The sequence below is a fragment of the Pseudomonas sp. 5Vm1k genome, from assembly GCF_056161485.1.
Genome location: NZ_JBSPCZ010000002.1, coordinates 444424 through 466711, shown reverse-complemented (window position 1 = coordinate 466711; position 22288 = coordinate 444424). Strand labels below are relative to the sequence as shown.

The 22288-nt window shown below is 60.8% G+C and carries 21 protein-coding genes; 5 read left to right on the top strand and 16 right to left on the bottom strand.

All coding sequences use genetic code 11. The features are described 5' to 3' along the window. The first annotated feature begins 331 nt into the window (after nucleotides 1-331). Both ACWIKB_RS05850 and ACWIKB_RS05845 read left to right on the top strand, forming a co-directional pair. Nucleotides 332-1957, top strand: coding sequence for a methyl-accepting chemotaxis protein (locus tag ACWIKB_RS05850; RefSeq protein WP_475265750.1), 1626 nt, complete (start codon nucleotides 332-334; stop codon nucleotides 1955-1957). 40 nt (nucleotides 1958-1997) lie between these two features. Continuing rightward, on the top strand, nucleotides 1998-3185 hold the full coding sequence (locus tag ACWIKB_RS05845; RefSeq protein ID WP_475265749.1) for a pyridoxal phosphate-dependent aminotransferase: 1188 nt from the start codon (nucleotides 1998-2000) through the stop codon (nucleotides 3183-3185). 374 nt (nucleotides 3186-3559) lie between these two features. Here ACWIKB_RS05845 and ACWIKB_RS05840 read toward each other — a convergent pair whose 3' ends face one another. From ACWIKB_RS05840 to ACWIKB_RS05790, 11 genes are all read right to left on the bottom strand, one after another. After that, nucleotides 3560-4537 carry an NAD(P)-dependent oxidoreductase gene (locus ACWIKB_RS05840; protein WP_475265748.1) on the bottom strand — a complete coding sequence of 326 codons (978 nt, stop codon included), beginning with the start codon at nucleotides 4535-4537 and terminating at the stop codon, nucleotides 3560-3562. A gap of 21 nt (nucleotides 4538-4558) precedes the next feature. Further along, nucleotides 4559-5857, bottom strand: coding sequence for an MFS transporter (locus ACWIKB_RS05835; RefSeq protein WP_475265747.1), 1299 nt, complete (start codon nucleotides 5855-5857; stop codon nucleotides 4559-4561). 45 nt (nucleotides 5858-5902) lie between these two features. After that, on the bottom strand, nucleotides 5903-6937 hold the full coding sequence (locus ACWIKB_RS05830) for a sugar kinase (protein ID WP_475265746.1): 1035 nt from the start codon (nucleotides 6935-6937) through the stop codon (nucleotides 5903-5905). Then, nucleotides 6930-7712, bottom strand: a complete 783-nt coding sequence (locus tag ACWIKB_RS05825; protein ID WP_475265745.1) for a sugar phosphate isomerase/epimerase family protein — start codon at nucleotides 7710-7712, stop codon at nucleotides 6930-6932. The genes ACWIKB_RS05830 and ACWIKB_RS05825 overlap by 8 nt, the downstream gene beginning before the upstream one ends. Continuing rightward, nucleotides 7709-7897, bottom strand: a complete 189-nt coding sequence (locus ACWIKB_RS05820; RefSeq protein WP_475265744.1) for a hypothetical protein — start codon at nucleotides 7895-7897, stop codon at nucleotides 7709-7711. Before ACWIKB_RS05820 ends, ACWIKB_RS05825 begins: the two co-directional genes overlap by 4 nt. Beyond that, nucleotides 7894-8919, bottom strand: coding sequence for a LacI family DNA-binding transcriptional regulator (locus ACWIKB_RS05815; protein WP_475265743.1), 1026 nt, complete (start codon nucleotides 8917-8919; stop codon nucleotides 7894-7896). The genes ACWIKB_RS05820 and ACWIKB_RS05815 overlap by 4 nt, the downstream gene beginning before the upstream one ends. A gap of 138 nt (nucleotides 8920-9057) precedes the next feature. Beyond that, complete coding sequence (locus ACWIKB_RS05810) at nucleotides 9058-9666, bottom strand: LysE family translocator (protein WP_475265742.1); 609 nt, start codon at nucleotides 9664-9666, stop codon at nucleotides 9058-9060. A 52-nt stretch (nucleotides 9667-9718) separates the two neighbouring features. Then, nucleotides 9719-10558: an AraC family transcriptional regulator gene (locus ACWIKB_RS05805; protein ID WP_475265741.1), complete on the bottom strand. Its 840-nt coding sequence runs from the start codon at nucleotides 10556-10558 to the stop codon at nucleotides 9719-9721. Nucleotides 10559-10634: 76 nt separating this feature from the next. After that, on the bottom strand, nucleotides 10635-11276 hold the full coding sequence (locus ACWIKB_RS05800; protein ID WP_054050623.1) for a DUF1345 domain-containing protein: 642 nt from the start codon (nucleotides 11274-11276) through the stop codon (nucleotides 10635-10637). A 151-nt stretch (nucleotides 11277-11427) separates the two neighbouring features. Then, entirely contained in the window at nucleotides 11428-14523 is a 3096-nt protein-coding gene (locus ACWIKB_RS05795) for a multidrug efflux RND transporter permease subunit (protein ID WP_475265740.1), read from the bottom strand. A gap of 15 nt (nucleotides 14524-14538) precedes the next feature. Then, on the bottom strand, nucleotides 14539-15696 hold the full coding sequence (locus ACWIKB_RS05790) for an efflux RND transporter periplasmic adaptor subunit (protein ID WP_475265739.1): 1158 nt from the start codon (nucleotides 15694-15696) through the stop codon (nucleotides 14539-14541). Nucleotides 15697-15967: 271 nt separating this feature from the next. Between ACWIKB_RS05790 and ACWIKB_RS05785 the strand changes: the two genes are divergently transcribed. Then, a complete protein-coding gene (locus ACWIKB_RS05785; protein WP_027923024.1) occupies nucleotides 15968-16669 on the top strand; it encodes a response regulator in 702 nt (233 codons plus the stop codon). Between the two features lie 4 nt (nucleotides 16670-16673). Continuing rightward, entirely contained in the window at nucleotides 16674-17975 is a 1302-nt protein-coding gene (locus ACWIKB_RS05780; RefSeq protein WP_475265738.1) for an ATP-binding protein, read from the top strand. Nucleotides 17976-18128: 153 nt separating this feature from the next. Here the strand turns inward: ACWIKB_RS05780 and pncA are convergent, their stop codons facing one another. The 5 genes from pncA to ACWIKB_RS05755 all read right to left on the bottom strand — a co-directional run bounded on the left by pncA (nucleotide 18129) and on the right by ACWIKB_RS05755 (nucleotide 21316). Then, nucleotides 18129-18770, bottom strand: a complete 642-nt coding sequence (gene pncA, locus ACWIKB_RS05775) for a bifunctional nicotinamidase/pyrazinamidase (RefSeq protein ID WP_475265737.1) — start codon at nucleotides 18768-18770, stop codon at nucleotides 18129-18131. A 49-nt stretch (nucleotides 18771-18819) separates the two neighbouring features. Then, on the bottom strand, nucleotides 18820-19596 hold the full coding sequence (locus ACWIKB_RS05770) for an anti-sigma factor family protein (protein ID WP_475265736.1): 777 nt from the start codon (nucleotides 19594-19596) through the stop codon (nucleotides 18820-18822). After that, complete coding sequence (locus ACWIKB_RS05765) at nucleotides 19593-20090, bottom strand: RNA polymerase sigma factor (protein ID WP_475265735.1); 498 nt, start codon at nucleotides 20088-20090, stop codon at nucleotides 19593-19595. The genes ACWIKB_RS05770 and ACWIKB_RS05765 overlap by 4 nt, the downstream gene beginning before the upstream one ends. Before the next feature lie 54 nt (nucleotides 20091-20144). Beyond that, the gene (locus ACWIKB_RS05760) at nucleotides 20145-20675 is read right to left on the bottom strand and encodes a tetratricopeptide repeat protein (RefSeq protein WP_475265734.1); all 531 of its coding nucleotides are present in this window, start codon (nucleotides 20673-20675) and stop codon (nucleotides 20145-20147) included. An 80-nt stretch (nucleotides 20676-20755) separates the two neighbouring features. After that, entirely contained in the window at nucleotides 20756-21316 is a 561-nt protein-coding gene (locus tag ACWIKB_RS05755; protein WP_475265733.1) for a cytochrome b, read from the bottom strand. Nucleotides 21317-21452: 136 nt separating this feature from the next. On the opposite strand from ACWIKB_RS05755, the gene ACWIKB_RS05750 reads away from it, so the two are divergent. Then, entirely contained in the window at nucleotides 21453-22226 is a 774-nt protein-coding gene (locus ACWIKB_RS05750) for a class I SAM-dependent methyltransferase (protein ID WP_475265732.1), read from the top strand. Nucleotides 22227-22288 lie beyond the last annotated feature (62 nt).

Below are 22288 nucleotides of genomic sequence, written 5' to 3'. Positions count from 1 at the left end.
CCCCCGTTCGGCTGCGAAGCAGTCGCAAAACTTGCCGATACGGTTTTACTGACAAAATGCCGGGGCCGCTTCGCGACCCAACGGGGGCAAGCCCCCTCGCCACAGAAGCGCAATCCTCTCCGGCACGGTGTTTCACCACTGAAACGCCCGCAACCTCCTGAAATATATTTCCACTTGCCCCGCAAAAAACCTCAAGCCCTGCCGATAACCCTCATAGGCGCGCACAAACCAATTACAACAGTGGCGCCAAGCTGATCCGGCCGGCTTACACGTCCGCCTGACAGCGATCACGGCACGGATGCTCGAAGCTCAATCACCCGAGAATCATCCTATGTCCATGCGTAATCTGAATATCGCGCCTCGAGCTTTCCTCGGTTTTGCCTTCATTGCCCTGCTGGTCATCGCGCTGGGCGTGTTTGCAGTGAGTCGCATGTCGATGATCCGACAGGCCTCCGTGGACATGGAAAGCAATCAGCTTCCCAGCGTCGCCTTTCTGGGCACCATGACTGAAAACGTACTGCGCCTGCGCATTCTCTCGTTCCGTGTTCTGGTGAACCGCGAAGCCGCTGGCCTGCAGGAAGCCGAAACCCGCATCGGCGTTCTGGTGGACAAGGTCAAACAGGCACAGGCCGGTTATGCAGCATTGCCCGCTGGCGGAGAAGAAGCAGCGTTGTACAAGACTTTTTCCACCACCCTGGACAACTACCTGCAAGCCCAGCGCGAGATGATGGACCTTTCGCGCCAGAACAAGCTGGACGAAATGCGTAACCTGATCAACACCCGGATCAAGGACGGTACCGACCAGATGGGCGAGCAGTTGAACAAGCTGATTGCGATCAATCGGGCTGATGCAACCGAGGCAGATGCGACGTCCAGCGACCAGTACGACTTTGCCATCGACGGCATTATCGCCGTGTCGGTGGTGGCGGCCCTGATGACGGTGCTGCTGGCCTGGTTGTTGACCCGCAGCATCGTCGGACCGTTGAACCGTGCGGTGCAGGCCGCCGAAACCATTGCCGGCGGCAACCTGACCAAAACCATCGATGTCGACGGCAAGGACGAACCGGCCCGCCTGCTCGAAGCCTTGTCCGCCATGCAGAACAACCTGCGCAAAACCATCGAGCAGATCGCCGGCTCCGCCACCCAGTTGGGTGCCGCCGCCGAAGAACTCAGCACGGTCACCGAAGAGGCGTCCCGCGGCCTGCAAAAACAAAACAACGAAATCGAACAAGCCGCCACGGCGGTGAATGAAATGACCGCCGCCGTGGAAGAAGTGGCGCGCAACGCGGTGTCGACTTCCGAAGCCTCGAACCAGTCGACCCAGGCGGCTCGTGAAGGTCGCAACCGTGTGGTGGAAACCGTTGACGCGATCCAGACCATGACCCACGACGTGCAAAACACCTCGGTGATGATCGAAGGCCTGGCAGCCCAAGGACGTGACATCGGCAAGGTGCTCGACGTGATCCGCGCCATTGCCGAACAAACCAACCTGCTGGCGCTCAACGCCGCGATTGAAGCCGCTCGCGCCGGTGAAGCCGGACGAGGTTTTGCAGTGGTGGCGGACGAGGTTCGGGCGTTGGCTCATCGCACTGCACAATCGACCCAGGAAATCGAAAAAATGGTCGCCGGCATTCAAAACGGCACCGGCGAAGCGGTGTCCTCGATGCAGCAAAGCAACCAGCGCACTCAAAGCACCCTGGAAATGGCCCGCGCCGCCGGTGTCGCACTGGAGCAAATCACCCAGTCGATCCACCTGATCAACGAACGCAACCTGGTGATCGCCAGCGCCTCCGAAGAACAGGCTCAGGTGTCTCGCGAAGTGGACCGCAACCTGGTCAACATCCGCGACCTCGCCACTCAGTCCGCCGCCGGTGCCAACCAGACCAGCGCCGCCACCCACGAACTGTCGCGTTTGGCAGTGGATTTGAACGCGATGGTGGCGCGTTTTGTAATTTGAGATAGGGTTGAGTCTGGAGCACGCGCGACAGGAGAAGTAAATGCGCTATTCAGCCTTGACCCAACGCATTGCCGGTGACGGAGCGGCAGCCTGGCAGATTCATGATCGAGCGCTGGAGTTGCGCGAGCAGGGCGTTGATGTGCTGCTCCTGTCGGTGGGCGATCCGGATTTCGATACGCCCAAACCCATCGTCCAGGCGGCCATCGACAGCTTATTGGCCGGTGACACTCATTACTCGGATGTGCGCGGCACCCGGGCGCTGCGTACCAGCATTGCCACCCGCCACCGCCGCCGCAGCGGTCAGGCGGTGGATGCCGAGCATGTGATCGTGTTGCCGGGGGCGCAATGCGCGGTGTACTCGGTTGCGCAATGCCTGCTCGATCCGGGCGATGAAGTGATTGTCGCCGAACCGATGTACGTCACGTACGAAGGCGTGTTGGGTGCCTGCGGTGCCAAAGTGGTGCCGGTGGCGGTGCGTCCGGAGAACGGTTTTCGGGTGGATCCGGCGGATGTCGCGGCACTGATTACACCCAAGACCCGAGTCATTCTGCTCAACAGCCCGAACAATCCTTCCGGCGCCAGTCTTTCCCTGAAGATCTGGCAGGAACTGGCGGTGCTTTGCGTTCGCCACGACTTGTGGCTGATCAGCGATGAGGTCTACAGCGACTTGTTGTACGAAGGCGAGCACATCAGCCCGGCCAGTTTACCGGGCATGGCCGAGCGCACCGCAACCCTCAACAGTTTGTCCAAATCCCACGCCATGAGCGGCTGGCGCGTCGGTTGGGTGATCGGCCCCAAACCGTTGGCCGAACACTTGGTGCACTTGTCGTTGTGCATGCTGTTTGGCATTCCGGACTTCGTGCAAAAAGCCGCGCAAGTCGCGCTGGACAGGGACTTGCCGGAAGTGGCGCAGATGCGTGAAGAGTATCGCCAGCGTCGGGATCTGGTGTGCGCGCGGTTGAGCAATTGCCAGGGAGTCCGGCCGATCAAGCCCGATGGCGGGATGTTCGTGATGGTCGATGTGCGCCCGACCGGGCTATGCGCCCAGAGCTTTGCCGAGCGGTTGCTGGAAGGCTATGGCGTGTCAGTGCTGGCGGGAGAAGCCTTCGGGCCGAGTGCGGCGGGACACATTCGGATTGGCCTGGTGGTGGATCAGGTGAAACTGGCGGATGCGTGTCGGCGGATAGCGTTGTGCGCGGCGGATCTGTTGGAAGCGCGTAGGGCCTGATGGTTTTGTGGTGGGCTTGAGGGCCTCTTCGCGGGCAAGCCTTGCTCCTACAGGGATTGCGGTGAACCTGTAGGCGCGAGGCTTGCCCGCGAAGGCGTCTTGGCAGGCGCCAAATCTCTCAGATCTTCACGCCTCGTATTGTTTGGCCGACCTCATCGCGAGCAGGCTCGCTCCCACATTTGGAATGCGTTCTCCTTGTAGGAGCGAGGCTTGCCCGCGAAGGCGTCTTGGCAGACGCCAAATTTCTCAGATCTTCACGCCTCGTATTGTTTGGCCGACCTCATCGCGAGCAGGCTCGCTCCCACATTTGGAATGCGTTCTCCCTGTAGGAGCGAGGCTTGCCCGCGAAGGCGCCCTGACAGGCGCCAAATGGCTTAAGCCTTCCACGCCTTGGCATTCACCAGATTAACCGGCCGCTCACCTGCCAACGCCATCAGCAGATTGTCCACCGCGCATTTGGCCATCGCCTCTCGCGTCTCATGGGTCGCCGAACCAATGTGTGGCGTCGCCACCACGTTGTTCAACTGCATCAATGGCGAATCATGGTTCAGCGGCTCGCGCTCGAACACATCCAGCCCGGCTGCGCGAATCTGCCCCTCACGCAGGGCTTGAATCAACGCCGCTTCGTCCACCACCTTGCCCCGGGAAATATTGATGAAGATCGTTTCCGGGCGCATCAGGGCAAATTGCTCGGCACCGATCAAGCCTTCGGTTTCAGCCGTCAGCGGCAAGGTCAGGCAAACGAAGTCTGCCTGCTGCAACAGCTCCGGCAGGCTGCGGTACTGCGCATTGAAGCGCTGTTCCACCGCCGGTTTTGGCGAATGGCTGTGATAGATCACTGGCATGCCGAAGCCGAAATGCCCGCGCTGGGCCAGTGCTTCGCCGATGCGACCCATGCCAATAATGCCCAGGGTTTTGCCGTGTACATCGGTACCGAACTGCGCCGGGCCGATGTTGCGATGCCAATGGCCGGCGCGAACCATGTTTGCCAGTTCCACCACGCGCCGGGCGGTGGCCAGGATCAACGCGAAACCGGTGTCTGCGGTGGTTTCGGTGAGCACGTCCGGGGTATTGCTGAGCAGAATGCGTCGCTCGGTCAGGTAATTGATGTCGTAGTTGTCAACGCCCACCGAGACGCTGGCAATCGCTTCCAGGTTCGGCGCGAGATCGAGTAAAGCCGCATCCAGTTTCAGGCTTGCACCCAGCAAGCCTTGAGCGTGGGGCAGGGCCGCGCGCAACTTGGCCAGACCCTCGGCATCGAGGCTGTCGATCAGCGTCACGTCGGCGTGTTCATGAAGGCGGGCCATCAGCAATGGCGAGAGTTTCTTGTACAGCACAACCTGCTTTTTCATCGTTATCGTCTCAACTTCAATTCAAGGGTGAGCGGGCACCGGCCGTTTCACAGCGGCTTTGGCCACGACCCGGTCACTGGCGCCGGGCTTGAGGAAAATCGTCAGCACCACCGAGAGCATCAATGCGCCGCTCATCAACAGATACGAAGCACCGGGCGAACCGGTGGTGCTGTTCAGGTAACCGACCAGATAGGACCCGCCAAACGAACCGAGGGCACCCATGCTATTGATTAGCGCCATGGCACCACCGGCGACGTTGGCCGGGAGGATTTCCGGGACGATCGCAAAGAACGGCCCGTACGGCGCGTACATGCAAGCCCCGGCGATCACCAGCAAGGTGTAGGACCACCAGAAGTGTTCAGCGCCCAAGGCATAGGAACCGTAGAACGCGATCGAGGCGATCAGCAGCGGCGGCCAGACGAAACGTTTGCGCTTCTGCAACTTGTCCGAACCCCAGGACACCGCGAGCATGCCAATCACCGCCGCCAGGTACGGCAGCGCCGACAGCCAGCCGGCTTCGACCATGTCCATCTGCAAGCCGGCCTTGAGGATCGACGGCAGCCACAATACGAAACCGTAGACGCCAATGCTCCAGCAGAAAAACTGCAGGGCCAGCACGATCACTTTTGGCGAACGGAAAGCTTCGGCGTAATTCTTGACTGCTTTGATGCCGACCTGTTCAGCGGCGAGTGCGCTTTCCAGGTCCTGTTTCTCTTGATCGCTGAGCCACTTGGCCTGGGCCGGACGCTCATCGGCCAGGCGCCACCAGATAAACGCCCAGATCACCGCCGGCAAACCTTCGACGATGAACATCCAGCGCCAGCTGAAGTGCTGCACCAAGTACCCGGACACAACCGACATCCACAGCATGGTCACCGGGTTGCCGAGGATCAGGAAGGTGTTGGCCCGTGACCGTTCGGCGCGGGTGAACCAGTGGCACAGGTAGACCAGCATTGCCGGCATCACCGCGGCTTCGACCACGCCAAGCATGAAGCGGATGACGATCAGCCAATAGGCGTTGGAGACGATCCCGGTCAGTGTGGCCAGGCCGCCCCAGAGGATCAGGCTGACGAAAATCAGTTTCTTCACGCTGTGTTTCTGGGCGTAGATCGCCCCCGGCACCTGGAAGAAAAAGTAGCCAAGGAAGAACAGCGCGCCGAGCATGGACGACAGGCCTGGGGTGATCATCAGGTCGGCGGCCATCCCGGAGGCGGCGGCGAACCCGTAGTTGGCGCGGTCCAGGTACGCCAGGCTGTAGGTGATGAACACGATGGGCATGATGTACCACCAGCGGCGGGTGGCGAGTGTTGCGGTTTTCATGATGGTGCTCCTGAGCTTGTTGTTTTTGTCGCAGCAGGTAACGGTCTAAATCTTCAGTGCTTGTGCGGGCCTCTTCGCGAGCAAGCCCGCTCCCACAGGTGAACGCATTCCAATGTGGGAGCGGGCTTGCTCGCGAATGGCGGTTTCAAATTCAGCCGATAATTCAGCCCGGGTCGGCAACCCCTCCATATCCCCCCGACTTTGCACCGCACGGCTGCCAATCCAGTTGGCGCGCTGCACAGCGTCGGCAAAGCTGTGGTTTTCCAGTAGGGCGCTGATCATGCCGACGGCAAAGCCATCACCGGCGCCCACGGTGTCGACAACGGTTTCCACCGGCACACCAGCGACGAAACCCTGATCCAGATGCGTGCGGTAATAGGCGCCGTGCGGCCCAAGCTTGATCGCCACCGCTTCAGCCCCTTGGTCGAGGTAAAACGCCGCGATGTCCGCCGGGTCTTCAAAACCGGTGAGCAAACGACCTTCACTCAGCCCCGGCAGCACCCAGTGGGCGAGGGCGGCGAGACGGTTGATCTCGGTGATCATCTGTTGCTCGCTGGCCCACAGGCTTGGGCGCAGGTTCGGGTCGAAGGACACGCTGCGCCCGGCTTCGCGCATGCGGGTCATCAATTCGAAGGACATTTCCCGGGCAGTGGTCGAAAGCGCTGGAGGAATGCCGGTGGCGTGCAAGTGCCTGGCGGTCAACAGTTCAGGGGTAATCGATTGCACCGACAAGTAACTGGCCGCCGAGCCGCGCCTGAAATACTCGACCACCGGATCGCTGGCATCGTCAGTGCGTGACTTGAGCTGAAAGCCGGTCGGATGCACGGGGTCGATAGCGACATTGCGGCAATCGAGGCCTTCTTTTTCCAGCGTATCGATGACAAAGCGACCCAGGGAATCAGCGCCTACCCGGCTTAGCCAGGCGACATTGAACCCCAGCCGCGACAAGCCGATGGCGACGTTGTTATCTGCCCCGGCAATGCGCTTATGAAACTGGCCAACCGCCGCCAGATCACCGCTCTGTTCGGCGACGAACATCGCCATGGTTTCGCCGAACGACAGAATATCGATCTCAGACATGCGCGCTCTCCAACCGTGATTGACCGAGACGGGCGAGGGTGGCGACGTGTTCGGTGGTCAGTTGCACCAGATCGTCGCCTTGCAGCGGATATTCCGCCGCCCGCATTACGCCTTGGGCCATGTGCCGCAGCAGTTGTTCCCACAAATGCAGGTCGCTGGCGCTGGGCGGCATCGCTACCAGTTTGCCGTCGGCCCGACGCGCCACCGCTTTGCAGTGCACATAACCGACATGCCGACCCAGCGCACGCGCGGCGCTGGCAGCGGACTGGTCCTGCCATTGCCAGTTGCCGATGTCGAAAGTCATCTTGATCGGCAAATTGTGCTGCTCAACGTCGGCGAAGAAGCGCTGGAACGGTTCAATGCGCCCGCCGTGCAGGGTCTGGTCGTTTTCCACCAGCAGTTGCACCGGGCTCTGAGTCAGCAGTCGGGCCAAGGCCTGGAGGTCATTGTTGTCGGTGAAATAACCGAGGGAGACTTTCAGCCATTTGGCGCCGAAGGCCTGGGCTCGTTGCAGGGTCGGGACCAGTTCGGGATTGGGCCGCGATTGACCGGCCAGCCACAGTTCCATGGGCGAGGAGTACACGCTTTCCAGCCCTTGAGCCTGGGTGGCATCGGCCAGTTGCGCCGGTTCTTCATGGGTCAGCAACTCCTCGCGCCATTCAATGCGCGTGGCGCCGGCGGCGGCCAACAGGTCGATGAAACTGCCTTGGCCGCGCTGGCGAACCAGGTCGGCGCCGTAGCTCGACAGGCTGATGGAAACGGGTGGTTTATTCATTGTTGTTTACCTCTGAAACCGGTTTCATTTTTGTTCAAAAAAATAGGGCTGAAATAGGGGGTGTTCTTTTGGGCCTCTTCGCGGGCAAGCCTCGCTCCTACAGGTTTTGCGGCGTTCGGATAATGAGTGAACGACACAAATCCTGTAGGAGCGAGGCTTGCCCGCGAAGGCGTCAGAATGGTCACCCGCTCACTCCGCAGGTGGACCCACGCACAATCAACCGCGCCGCAAAATCCACGGTCCGCACGGGGCCAACATCCCCACGCAAGCGCTTGAGCAAACATTCAAACGCACTCGCGCCAATCTCGGCCGTCGGCTGGGCGAGGGCGGTGATCCCGCTGCCCACCAACGGATACCAATCCAGATCATCCAGGGCAATCAGCCCGATATCCTCGAACAGCTTGCAGCCCAGTTCTCGCAACGCATGAGTGCTGGCCAGCGCCGCAATCCCGTTGGCACAGAACAGTGCTTTTGGTCCTGGCCCGGGTGTATCGAGGAAGGTTTTCAAGCGTGAGGTCAGATCATTGCCGGTTTCGACTACGGCACCTTGCAACGCCGAACGCTGCTCGATCTGCGCCTTGAAACTGCTCACCCGCTCGATCCGCGAACTAGTGCCGTCAAACGGTTCGGTCACTAGCAGCACATCGCGGTAGCCGCGCTCTTCAAGGTGGGCGAGGGCCATTTCAACGGCGACGGGATTATCCAGCCCCACCAGGTCGCTTTCGAGCTGCTCGACCTTGCGGTCCACCAACACCAGGGGCATTTCCCGATGCAATTCGAGCAGTTCGTCGCGGTGATGACCCAGGGTGTTCACGATCAAGCCTTCAATGTTGTACGAGCGCAGCAACGCCAGATGCTGACGTTCCTGCTCGTCATCGCGGTCGGTGTTGCACACTACAAGGCTGTAACCGTGTTGACGGCAGGCGGTTTCCACGCCATGCATCACGGCAATCGAATATGGGTTACGGATGTCGGCTACCAGCATGCCGATCAGGCGGGTTCGCCCGCGTTTAAGGCCGCGGGCCATCTGGTTCGGGCGGTAGCCCAATTGGCTGATCGCTTGCTCGATGCGCAGGGCAATGGCATCGGAAAGCAGGGCGCGGTCGTCGCCAATAAAGCGCGAAACGCTGGCTTTGGACACACCCGCGTGTTCGGCGACATCGAGCATGGTGACGCGGCTGCGCTGGGCGGCGGAAAAGTCGTTCACGGTCTGAAACCTTTTTATTGGATTTATTAGGTTCAGCGCTTCGTGATAACGCGGAAACCGGTTTCAGGAAACACCAAAAGCAAATCACCCGTCAAGCGATTGGTGGTTCATCGCCTCATGAACACCGACGGATGGCAGTCAGATCAACACGCTCAGCCATGCCGAAACCAGCAACAGCAGGGCCATCAGCCGATTGAAACGCTGCATCGCCCGGGGTGAGCGCAACCACCGGCTGGAACCTGCACCGAGCAAGGCCCAGACACTCAGGCAAGGCAGCGAAATCATAAAGAACACCAACGACAGGTACGCCACGTGCACCAGCCGCTGCTCGCCGGCGCCCGCAAATACGCTGACGACAGCGAGCGCCATCATCCAGGTCTTCGGGTTGATCAGTTGCAGGCTGGCGGCACCGACCAATCCAAGCCTGGCCTGAGTGTCCTGAGGGGTAAGGGCTTGGGCCGGGGCGAAGAAAATCTGCCAGGCAAGATAGCTCAGCCAAGCCACACCGACCCACTGCATAGTGGTTTGAACACCGGGCAATGACGTCAGCGAGGAGCCTGCGCCAGTACCGACCAATAACACGATAGTCGCGGCGCTGGCACAAGCGCCGAAGATGATCGGGACGGCAGCTTTCAGGCCATATCGGGCACTGTTGCTCAACACCAGGATATTGGTCGGCCCGGGCGTGATCGAGGCCACAAAAGCAAACAGCAGGAAGGGCAGTAACGTCGGAAAAGAAGACCACATCGCAGGCAAACTCCAGTGAAGATCATTGAAGTCGATCTTCACAATGGCCGTGCTACCTGTCTGGAAGATTTGAGCAGCGCTTGCGATACATCGCCGGCGTCAGCCCATAGGCCCGAACAAACCAGCGCCCCAGGTGACTCTGATCGGCAAACCCCAATTCCATCGCCACCGCTGCTGGTTGCAAGCCGCTGGCAAGCATTCGCCGGGCCTTGGACAGGCGCAATTGCACCAGATACGCATGGGGCGCCAAACCGTAGGCAGCCTTGAAGGCGCGGGTCAGGCGAAAGCGATCGACGCCAGTGGCTGCGGCCAGTTGATCGAGGCCGATATCGAGGTGGGCATTGGCGTGCAGGTAGTCCCGGGCCTTTTGCGCCACCCGAGGCAGACGTGGGTCTTCGCTGTAGCGGGTGCGCCAGTGCAGGTGGCTGGTGAGGCGTTCGAGTAAGCCGTCGAGGGCGGTCTGACGAACGATTTTCAGCTCGCCGCCGTGCAAGGTCTGGAACGCCAGGCTGGTGGCCTGGGCCAGTTGTGGGTCGGTGGTAAGGGTGTTGGCGAAACTCAGTTGACTGCCCGCCGGCGCGTCTTCGAACAGCGCGGCCAATTCGCGCTCCAGCCATTGCGGATCGAGGTACAGCATGCGGTAGGTGAAACCGTCCGCAGTGGGTGCTTCACCGTCGTGGATGTCGCCGGGTTCCAGTAGAAACACCTTGCCCGGCGTACTTTGATGCCGAGCCCGGCGGCAATTGAATTGCTGCACGCCTTGCTCGGTAACCCCCACCAGATAGCTGTCATGCCAGTGCGGGTCGTAAGCGTGGCCCTCGAAATGCGCACGCAGGGTCTCGATGCCAGTGTCGGCGTCCTGGGCCAGGTCGATCCAGTTATGCGGGCTCATGCTGCACCTGTGAGACGGATTACCGACTTATTTAACGCCCGCGCCACAGTGGATGCCTAGAACGTTTGTGCAGTGTTTAGCTGAAAAGTCCGGCCGCGATGTTGATTGAAAATCCGAGAATCGCGGTGTTGAACAGAAAACCGATCAACGATTGCGCCAGCACAATCTTGCGAATGCCCCGGGTGGCGACACCGACATCCGCCGTTTGCACCGCCACGCCGATGGTGAACGAGAAGTACAGGAAGTCCCAGTAATTGGGGGTGGTCAGGCCTTCGGCGAAGCGCAATGCCGGCTCCTTGCCATCCCAGGTGTAAAACAACCGCGCGTAGTGCACGCAGAAAATCACGCCGATCAGCAGCCACGAGCCGATCACCGTCGCCGCGGTAAAGGCGTAATGCAGCAGCTTGCGCGAAGTTTCCAGGTCTTTGCTGCCGGCCAGTTCGAAGGTGATGGTCGCCAGGCTCGCAATTGCCGCGATGCACACCACGAACAACACCAATCCAGCGTTTTCGTCTTCGACCTCGGCGATGCGCTTCACATCCGGGGCCTTGGCACGTGCCGCGAGCCAGAACATCAGGATCAGGTAGGTCCAGACCCCGGCATTCCAGCCGATGAGGATTTTGCTGATGATCGAATCGGCCGGAGCCAGAATGCCGACCGCTATACCGAGTGTGGCCGCGGCGGACAGGCGAGGGTGGGTGCGGGCGAGGAGGGGCATGAGAACTCACAGAAGCAGAATTCTACCCACCATAGCTCAGGTCACCGGGCTTTTGTAGGAGCTGCCGAAGGCTGCGATCTTTTGATTTTGATTTTCAAGATCAAGATCAAAAGATCGCAGCCTTCGGCAGCTCCTACAGGGGAATGAGCCTTTACTTTTTGTGGCGGGCCTTGACCAGCTTCATCACCACCACAAAAAACACTGGCACAAACAGCACCGCCAGGGTCGCGGTGATCATCCCGCCGATCACTCCTGTACCGATGGCCTGTTGGCTCGCCGAGCTGGCCCCGGTGGCAATCGCCAGCGGTACCACGCCGAGGATGAACGCCAGGGACGTCATGATAATTGGCCGTAACCGCAGCCGCGCGGCTTGCAACGTCGCGTCGATCAGGTCGTGGCCTTCGTCGTACAGGCTCTTGGCGAATTCGATGATCAGGATCGCGTTCTTTGCCGACAAGCCGATGATGGTAATCAGCCCGACCTTGAAGAACACATCGTTGGGCATCCCGCGCAACGTCACCGCCAGCACCGCACCGAGCACTCCAAGCGGCACGACCAACAGCACTGAGGTCGGGATCGACCAACTCTCATACAACGCCGCCAGGCACAGGAACACGATCAGCAGCGACAAGCCGAGCAGGATCGGTGCCTGACTGCCGGACAAACGTTCCTGCAGCGACAGACCGGTCCATTCCTGACCCAACCCCGCCGGGCCTTGCGCCACCAGCCGTTCGATTTCCGCCATGGCTTCGCCGGTGCTGTGGCCCGGTTTGGGTTCACCGGAAATGCTGATGGCCGGATAGCCGTTGTAGCGAGTTAACTGCGCCGGACCCTGGGTCCACCTGGCCTGGACGAAGGCCGACAACGGCACCATTTTCCCGGCGCTGTTGCGCACGTTGATCTTCAGCAGATCCTCGACCTGACTGCGCTGATCACCTTCGGCTTGAACCACGACGCGCTGCATCCGTCCTTGATTGGGGAAGTCATTGATGTAGGCCGAACCGACCGCCGTGGACAGCACGCTACCGATATCGGCAAACGAAACCCCCAGCGCGTTGGCCTGTTTACGGTCGACTTCCAGTTGCACTTGCGGCGCTTCGGCCAGTGCGCTTTCGCGCACGTTCATCAGGATCGGACTTTTCTCCGCCGCCGCCAGCAATTGCGTGCGAGCCTCCATCAGCGTGGCATGGCCGAGGCCGCCGCGATCCTGCAAGCGGAACTCGAAACCACTGGAGGTACCAAGGCCATCCACGGGCGGTGGCAAGACGGCGAACACCACCGCGTCCTTGATCTGACTGAGCGCGATGTTGGCCCGATCGGCAATCGAGCTGGCAGAGTCATCACTGCTGCGCTCGGACCAATCCTTCAACGTGGTAAATGCCAGTGCCGCGTTCTGCCCACTGCCTGAGAAGCTGAAACCGAGAATCACCGTGCTGTCGCCAACGCCGGGTTCCTTGGCATTATGCTTTTCGATCTGCTCAACCACCTGCACCGTACGGTTCTTGCTCGCGCCCGGTGGCAGTTGAATGTCGGTGATGGTGTAACCCTGGTCTTCCACCGGCAGGAACGAGGAGGGCAGGCGACTGAAACACAGGCCCAGCCCGATCAGCAGCACGCCGTAAATCAGCAGGTAGCGACCGGTGCGTTTCAGCGCATAGGCGACCCAGCCTTGATAACGCACCGTCAGTTGTTCGAAACGACGGTTGAACCAGCCGAAGAAACCGCCCTTTTCGTGATGCTCACCTTTGGCAATCGGCTTGAGCAGCGTCGCGCAGAGCGCCGGGGTCAAGGTCAGGGCGAGGAATGCCGAGAACAGGATCGAGGTGGCCATGGACAGCGAGAACTGCTGATAAATGACCCCGACCGAACCCTGCATGAACGCCATCGGAATGAACACCGCCACCAGCACCAGGGTGATGCCGATGATCGCGCCGGTGATCTGCGTCATCGCCTTGCGCGTCGCCTCCTTGGGCGACAGGCCTTCGGTGACCATGATCCGCTCGACGTTCTCCACCACCACAATAGCGTCGTCCACCAGAATGCCGATGGCCAGTACCATGCCGAACATAGTCAGTACGTTGATCGAGAAGCCCAGCGCGAGCATGGTCGCAAAGGTGCCCATCAACGCCACCGGCACCACCAGGGTCGGGATCAGCGTGTAGCGGATGTTTTGCAGGAACAGGAACATCACCGCAAATACCAGCAACATCGCCTCGCCAAGGGTGTAGACCACTTTGGTGATCGAGACTTTGACGAACGGCGAAGTGTCGTAGGGGATCTTGTATTCGACGTTGGCCGGGAAGTAGCGCGCCAGCTCGTCCATCTTCGCCCGCACGGCGGTGGCGGTGCTCAGGGCGTTGGCCCCCGGCGACAGCTGTACGCCGACGGCAGTGGACGGTTTGCCGTTCAGGCGGGTGCCGAACTGGTATTCCTGGCTGCCGATCTCGACCCGCGCAACATCTTTGATGCGCACGGTGGAACCGTCGGGATTGGCCTTGAGCACGATGTCGGCGAATTCTTCCGGCGTAGCCAACTGGCCCTTGACCACGATGGTCGCGGTGATTTCCTGGGTGCTGCGGGTCGGCAGGTCACCAATGCTGCCGGCGGACACCTGGGCGTTTTGCGCAACGATGGCGGCGTTGACGTCGGCGGGGGTCAGGTTGAAGCCGATCAGCTTGCGCGGGTCGATCCAGATCCGCATCGCCCGCTCGGCACCGTAGAGCTGGGCCTTGCCGACACCGTCCAGGCGCTTGATTTCGTTCATAACGTTACGCGCCAGGTAATCGCTGAGCGCCACGTCGTCGAGCTTGCCATCACTGGATGTCAGGGTGATCAGCAACAGGAAGCCGGAGGAGACTTTCTCCACCTGCAAGCCCTGTTGATTCACCGCCTGGGGCAGACGCGATTCCACGACTTTCAGTCGATTCTGCACATCGACCTGGGCCATTTCCGGGTTGGTGCCCGGCTGAAAGGTGGCTTTGATGGTTGCGCTGCCGAGGCTGCTCTGGGATTCGAAATACAGCAGGTGATCGGCGCCGTTGAGCTCCTCCTCGATCAGGCTCACCACACTTTCGTCGATGGTCTGCGCCGAGGCGCCGGGGTACGTGGCGTTGATTTCGATCTGCGGCGGCGCGACGTCGGGATACTGCGCCACCGGCAACTGCGGAATGGCCAGCGCACCGGCCAACAGGATGAACAACGCGACCACCCAGGCAAACACCGGACGGTCGATAAAGAACTGCGGCATAAAAAAGCGTCCTGCTTACTGACCAGAAACCTGGGCAAGTGGAAGAGGGGTTTCGTCGATCTGCACTTTTTCGCCGGGCTTGGCGTGTTGCAGGCCTTCGGTGACGATGCGATCGCCTGGCTTGAGGCCGCCGCTGACGATCCAGCGATCGTTCTGCACCGCGCCCAGTTGCACCGATTGCAGGCCCACGCGCTGATCGGCGTCGAGCAGCATCACCTGGGCCACCCCGGCGCTGTCACGCTGGATTGCCCGTTGCGGCACGCTGATGCCTTGCTGGTTGACCGCTTGCTCGATGCGCACCCGCACGAAGCTGCCGGGCAGCAAGTCGAGGTCGGGGTTGGGGAACTCGCTGCGCAGGATGATCTGCCCGGTGCCCGGGTCCACGGAAATCTCCGCGAACAGCAACTTGCCCGGCAGCGGGTAGAGGCTGCCGTCATCCTGAATCAACGTGGCCTTGGCCTGATCGTGACCAACTTGCTGCAATTGCCCGGAGCGAAACGCCCGGCGCAGGTCGTTGAGTTCACGGGTCGACTGCGTCAGATCGGCGTGGATCGGGTTCAGTTGCTGGATCAGCGCCAGCGGCGTGGTCTCGTTCTGCCCGACCAGCGCGCCTTCGGTGACCAGCGCACGGCCGACACGACCGGAAATCGGCGCGGTGACGGTGGCGTAACCGAGGTTCAGCTTGGCCCGCGCCACGGCGGCTTTATTAGCAGCCACATCAGCGGCGGTTTGCCGGGCATTGGCCCGGGCGTTGTCGTAGTCCTGGCCGCTGATGGCATTGCCTTCGATCAACTGCGAATAGCGCTGCTCTTGCAATTTAGCCTGGAACGCATTGGCCTCGGCCTTGCGCAACGCCGCTTCGGCGCTGTCCAGATCGGCCTTGAACGGCGCCGGGTCGATGCGAAACAGCACGTCACCCTGTTTCACGTCGCTGCCTTCGCGAAAGGTCCGTTGCAATACGACGCCGGCCACCCGGGCGCGGACTTCGGCAATCCGTGGCGCGGCAATTCGCCCGCTCAGTTCGCTGCTGATCGACAGGGGCCGGGCTTCGATGGTTTCGATGCGCACGGTGGCCAGTGGTGCCGCTTCTTCGGCGGTCGAGGACTTGTCACAAGCGCTCAGTGTCAACGCCAGTGCAAGCAGGCTGAGCGTGGCAAGCAGATTCTTTGACATGTGAATACCCCAATAATGACCCCCGGCATCCTACGGGGAGGCGACGAGAGTAGCGGTGAAGCTTTGTAGGCGCTGTGTGAAATTGTGTAAGGGTTTTACTCTTAGACGAGCGAGGGCGTATATCCTTTGCCGCTTGATTACTTTTGCGACTGTCAGATTGCCTTCGCGGGCAAGCCTCGCTCCTACATAAGAATGCGAAATCCCTGTAGGAGCGAGGCTTGTCCGCGAAGAGGCCAGCCCCGTCGCCACAGCACTTTTCTGGAAACACCCCATGCCCAACATCCTCCTGGTCGAAGACGACACCGCGCTCTCCGAACTGATCGCCAGTTACCTGGAACGCAACGGCTACTCCGTCAGCGTGATCAGCCGCGGCGATCATGTGCGCGAACGCGCGCGCGTAAATCCGCCGGACCTGGTGATCCTCGACCTGATGCTGCCGGGGCTCGACGGGCTGCAAGTCTGTCGGTTGCTCAGGGCGGACTCGGCAACGCTGCCGATCCTGATGCTGACTGCCCGGGACGATAGTCACGACCAGGTGCTAGGCCTGGAAATGGGCGCTGACGACTACGTCACCAAACCCTGCGAGCCACGCGTCCTGCTGGCTCGGGTGCGCACCTTGTTACGCCGCAGTAGCCTCGGCGAACCGCAGACCGCCAACGATCGCATCTTGATGGGTAATCTGTGCATCGACCTGTCCGAACGCACGGTGACCTGGCGCGAACAACTGGTGGAACTGTCCAGCGGCGAATACAACCTGCTGGTGGTACTGGCCCGGCATGCCGGCGAAGTGCTGAGCCGCGACCAGATCCTGCAACGCCTGCGCGGCATCGAATTCAACGGCACCGACCGTTCGGTGGACGTGGCGATTTCCAAGCTGCGGCGCAAGTTCGACGACCACGCCGGCGAGGCGCGCAAGATCAAGACCGTGTGGGGCAAGGGTTACCTGTTCAGCCGCTCCGAGTGGGAATGCTGAGTCGATGTTCAGAATCCTTTTTCGCCTGTACCTGGTGACGATCGTTTCGTACAGCGCGGCGATTTACCTGGTGCCGGACGTGGTGATCAAGCTGTTCCATGAACGCTTTGTCACCTACAACCTCGATTACTCGCGCGGCTTGCAAACCCTGATCGTCAAACAGTTTCACGCTGTGCCAACCGAGCAGTGGCCGGCCCTGGCGGCGGAGATGGACAAGGAGTTTCAGCCGCTGCACATCGTGCTGGCCGGCAATGACGATGCGGATTTCACCCTCGATGAGCAAGAGCGTTTGCAGCGTGGCGAGAATGTCGTGCGCATCGGCGACTGGGGTTGGCGCACCCTGGCGGTGGCACCGTTGAACGAGCAGACGGTGGTGCAAATGGTGGTGCCGCCGGACCCGATGGACGTCAATCTGTTGTACTGGAGCATCAACGTGCTGATCGGCGCGACGATGCTCGCCTGCCTGCTGTTGTGGTTGCGCCCGCACTGGCGCGACCTCGAACGCCTGAAAGGCACCGCCGAGCGCTTCGGTAAAGGGCATTTGAGCGAACGTACGCAGATATCCCACAAATCCAACATCGGCAGCCTGGCCAACGTGTTCGACACCATGGCCGGCGACATCGAAAACCTGCTCAACCAACAACGGGACTTGCTCAACGCCGTGTCCCACGAACTGCGCACGCCACTGACGCGTCTGGATTTCGGTCTGGCCCTGGCGCTCTCCGATGACATGCCGGCGCCTAGCCGCGAACGCTTGCAAGGTCTGGTGGCGCATATTCGTGAGCTGGATGAATTGGTCCTGGAATTGCTGTCCTACAGCCGCCTGCAAAATCCGGCGCGGCTGCCGGAGCAGGTTGAAGTGTCGCTGGATGAATTCATCGACAGCATTCTGGGCAGCGTGGACGAAGAGCTGGAGTCGCCGGACATCGTCATTGATGTGCTGTTGCATGGTCAGCTCGAACGCTTCAGCCTCGACCCGCGCCTGACCGCGCGTGCGTTGCAGAACCTGCTGCGTAATGCGATGCGCTACTGTGAAAAGCGCATTCAGATTGGCGTGCAGGTGTGCCCGAAAGGCTGCGAAATCTGGGTCGATGATGACGGGATCGGCATTCCGGATGATGAGCGGGAGCGGATATTCGAGCCGTTTTATCGGCTGGATCGCAGTCGTGACCGCGCCACGGGTGGTTTCGGCCTCGGGCTGGCCATCAGCCGCCGCGCCCTCGAAGCCCAGGGCGGGACGTTGACGGTTGAAGCGTCGCCGCTGGGTGGGGCGCGGTTCAGGCTTTGGTTACCGACACCGGCGTAAGCCTGTGGCGACCACGGACCTGTGGCGAGGGAGCTTGCTCCCGTTCGGCTGCAAAGCAGTCGCAAAACCTGCCTGCGCGGTGTAACTGAACGAATGCCGGGGGCCGCTCCGCAGCCCAGCGGGAGCAAGCTCCCTCGCCACAGGGATTTGGTTTCAGCCAGGAATATCACCCGCCAAAATCAGTTTCACCCCAGCCACCTGCATCCGCTCAACCGCCGCCGCCAGCGAGCCATCCAGATCAATCGCCCGGCAGGCATCCAGCACCACAAACGCATTGAACCCCGCCGCCCGTGCGTCCAGCGCCGAATACATCACGCAGAAATCCAGCGCCAGGCCCACCAGGTAAACCGTGTCGATGCCGCGTTCCTTCAAATAGCCGGCCAACCCCGTGGTGGTGGTTCGATCGGCCTCCAGAAACGCCGAATAACTGTCGATATCCGGATTACAGCCCTTGCGGATGATCAACTGCGCGTGGGGCAAATCCAGCTCTGCATGTAACTCGGCGCCGTGGGTGCCGCGCACACAATGCTCCGGCCACAGCGTCTGCTCGCCGTAGGGCAGTTGAATGGCATCGTAAGGTTTGCGATTCGGGTGGCTGGACGCAAACGAGGCGTGCCCCGCCGGGTGCCAGTCCTGGGCAATCACCACTTGGTTGAACTGAGCGCCCAGTTGATTGATCAGTGGCACGATCAAGTCGCCTTCGGGCACTGCCAGTTGGCCACCGGGGATGAAGTCGTTCTGCACGTCGATGACCAGCAACGCCGTGCGTGAAGGTTGAAGCGAGGGATGTGACATGGGTGGGTTCCTCCTTGGAAGTCAGTTACCAGTCTAGAGACGATTGGCCTTATGTGCTCAACCGGCTTCTCAAGACTTTAGCCATGTCTTCGAGATCCGCCACGGTGCTGTGCCCGATCAACATCCAGGCGTGCTCCGTGTCAGCCCAGTACACGACGTTCATGTCGTGCCGGCGTTCATGGGCAAACGGCCGGCTGCCTTTGTTGGAGCGGGTGACGCACAGTGCCATCGGACCGTGGGCCGGGTCGAGGTAGGTGATCTGGGCGATGGGCACGCCGTCGTACTCAAGGATTTGCGCACGCTTGAGCTCCAGGCGTGGCAAAGCCAGTTTTGCCGGGGCGAGGTTCAGGCCCAAACGGCTGTCGATGGTGTGCAATTGTGCGCGCTGGGTCGACTCGTCGCTGGGCAAGTGTTCGAGGGTTTGCGGCACGTAGAGCGACATGTAGTCGGCCACCAGTCCCCGCCAGTTGCTCTTCTGCTGACTCAACTGCCAGCCGAGGAACAATCGATCCGCTACCACGCTGCTCACCACCAGGCCGGCGGCCGCCGCCAGAAACCAGCGCCGGTTCAGGCCCGGGCGAGCAGGGCTGGGCAAGGTGTCGAGCATGGCTTGCAGGCGATCCGTCGGGGCTTGCTGCCCCAATTCGTCGTAGGCGTCCTTGAACGGCAGATTGCTGCGGGCCAGCCATTGCACACGCAAGCTGAGCGCCGGGTCTTCGTTGATGGCCGCGTCGATGCGAGTGCGCTGTTCAGTGTCCAGTTGGTCGTCGAGGTAGGCCACCAACTGTTCATCCGACGGTATTGTCGGTCGTGAGTGGTCGTTCATCGACGTTCTCCCGTGGTTGGGTTCGGTACGGACTGCAAGGGCGGGTACTCCGCGAGTTTCAGGCGGGCGGTGGCCAGTCGGCTCATGACGGTGCCGATGGGCACTTGCAGCACTTCGGCAACTTCGCGGTAGGACAAGCCTTCGACATAGGCCAGGTATACCGTTTCACGCTGGGTTTCGGGCAGGGCATCGACACGGCGAATCACCTGCGCCGCCAGCACGTGGGTTTGCGCCGCGTGTTCACCGTCAAACGACAGCGCCTCGTCGGCATTCACCAGCCCTTGCCCCAGCCGTACACGCCGGGCGCGCACTTCATTGAGCCAGATCGAATGCAGGATGCTCAGCAGCCAACGGTCCATGCGGGTGCCGGGCACGAATTGCCCGGCCCGCTCCAGCGCCCGCACGCAAGTGGCCTGCACCAAATCTTCGGCCACATGCCGTTGTCGGGACAGCAGCAAGCCGTAGCGCCATAAACGCGCCAGATGCTGGCCCAACTCTGCTCTAAATGCCTGATCGCTGGCGATGGCGACCTCCGTCCGTTCGGTGTGTCAGGTTTTCGATGAATCGTTGATGGCTTCGGCCAGGTCCTGGTATTCCTCGCAGGTGCTGCCGCAGATCGATTTGATGTGCTGCAACTGTTCCTGGGCCAGGTCGAGGCGACCTTTGATGACGTAAGCCTCGCCGAGGTATTCGCGCACTTGCGCATACTGCGGGTCGAGTTTGACCGATTGCAGGTAATAGCCGATGCCTTCGTCGGTTCGGCCTAGTTTACGCGTGGCATAGCCGCGATAGTTGAGTGCCTTGGCGGTGTTGGGATTTTTAAGTGTATCGAGCAGGGCCAGGGCTTCTTCATAACGACCGTCCTTGGCCAGGCGATAGGCATAGTCGACACGGTCGTTATCCGGCACCAGGCTGCTGGTTTGCAGCACGCATTTGTTCGACTTGCTGTCGTACACCTGGCCTTTGGGGCAATTGGGCTTGGCCGGCTCGTCATCGTCGCCGTGGGCAAACGCCGCAGTGCTGGATAGCGCCGCGACCAACAACAGCGGAGCGGTGAAAACAGCGAAACGGATACTCATGGGTGAAACTCCATTCACAGTGAAAACAGAATTCAAGGGCAAGCATTCTAAGAACACCCGGCCTCGGTGTTTTATTCGTTTCAGTTCACTTCGCGCCCCGGCAACATCCGGCGCAACGTGCCGTCCCGCAGACCGTAATGATGGACCAGCGCCATCACTGCATGCAGCCCAGCCAGAATCACAATGGCCCACGCCACGTTTTCATGCAGCCCGCCGAACACCGACTTCATGCTTTTATCGAAGGTCATTAAGGCAGGGACATCGAACAGGCCGAAGAAGTTGAATGGTTCGGCCTGGGCCCAGCGAAACAGAAAACCCAGCACGATCTGGCTCAACAGCAGCAGATACAGCGCCAGATGCGCGGTTTTCGCCGCAATGTTCATCACTCCCTGGTTGGCCGGCGGCAAACGTCGGCCACGGGACAGACGCCAGAGCAGCCGACCGATCACGATCACCGCCAGCAGGATGCCGCAGGAAATGTGCACCGACTGCAAACCCTTGCGCAGCGGCGTGCCTTTGGCCAGTTGTTCCCAGATTTGCGCACTGGCGAACATAAAAATCACCAGCGCGGCGGTCAGCCAGTGCAGGCTCATGGTCAGGCGGTCGTAACGTGTCGGCGAATCAAGGTTCAAGCGGTTCATGGGCAATCCTCATGGGCGATGGCAAGTGAACACCGCTGTGTGAACAATTATTCATTTCTTAGTTGCGATCTTTGCAGGGGAGATTCAGGTCCAGACGCTATGCTCGCAAGCATCGCTGTAAATCGGGAGAACTGCCATGAGAGAACACATTCACCATGCTGCCGCCGATGGTTACAAAACCGGTGCCGACACCTACGTGCGCGGTCGTCCGGACTATCCGCCGCAAGTGGCCGACTGGCTGACCGGCACGTTGGGGCTCAATGACGACAAAACCGTGATCGACCTTGGTGCCGGCACCGGCAAGTTCACTGGGCGTCTGGTGGCCACCGGAGCACAGGTGATTGCCGTGGAACCGGTACCTGAAATGCTGGAAAAACTGTCCGCTGCGTATCCCGATGTCCTGGCGGTGAGTGGCACCGCCACCGATTTGCCGTTGCCGAATGCCTCGGTGGACGTGGTGATCTGTGCCCAGGCCTTTCACTGGTTTGCCAGCCCCGAAGCGCTCAGTGAAATTGCTCGGGTCCTCAGGCCCGGCGGCAAGTTGGGCCTGGTGTGGAACCTGCGTGATACCCGGGTGAGCTGGGTGCCGAAACTCGACGCCATCGTCAACGCACTGGAGGGTGATACCCCGCGCTACTACACCGGGGCCTGGCGCCTGGCTTTTCCGCACAAGGCGTTTGGACCGCTGCAGGCACAGCATTTCGGCCATGGGCATACCGGTTCGCCGGAGGATGTGATTTTCAATCGAGTGCGCTCCACCAGTTTTATCGCGGCGCTGCCCCGGACGCAGCGGGACAAGGTGGATGCGCAGATGAAGGCGTTGATTGAAAGTGAGCCGGAGTTACGGGGCAAGGATGTGATTACAGTGCCTTATGTGACGGCGGCGTTTGTGGCGGTGAAAGGGGGCTAGATCGGCGGTGCGGCCTTCGCGAGCAAGCCCGCTCCCACATTTGGAATGCGTTCCCCTGTGGG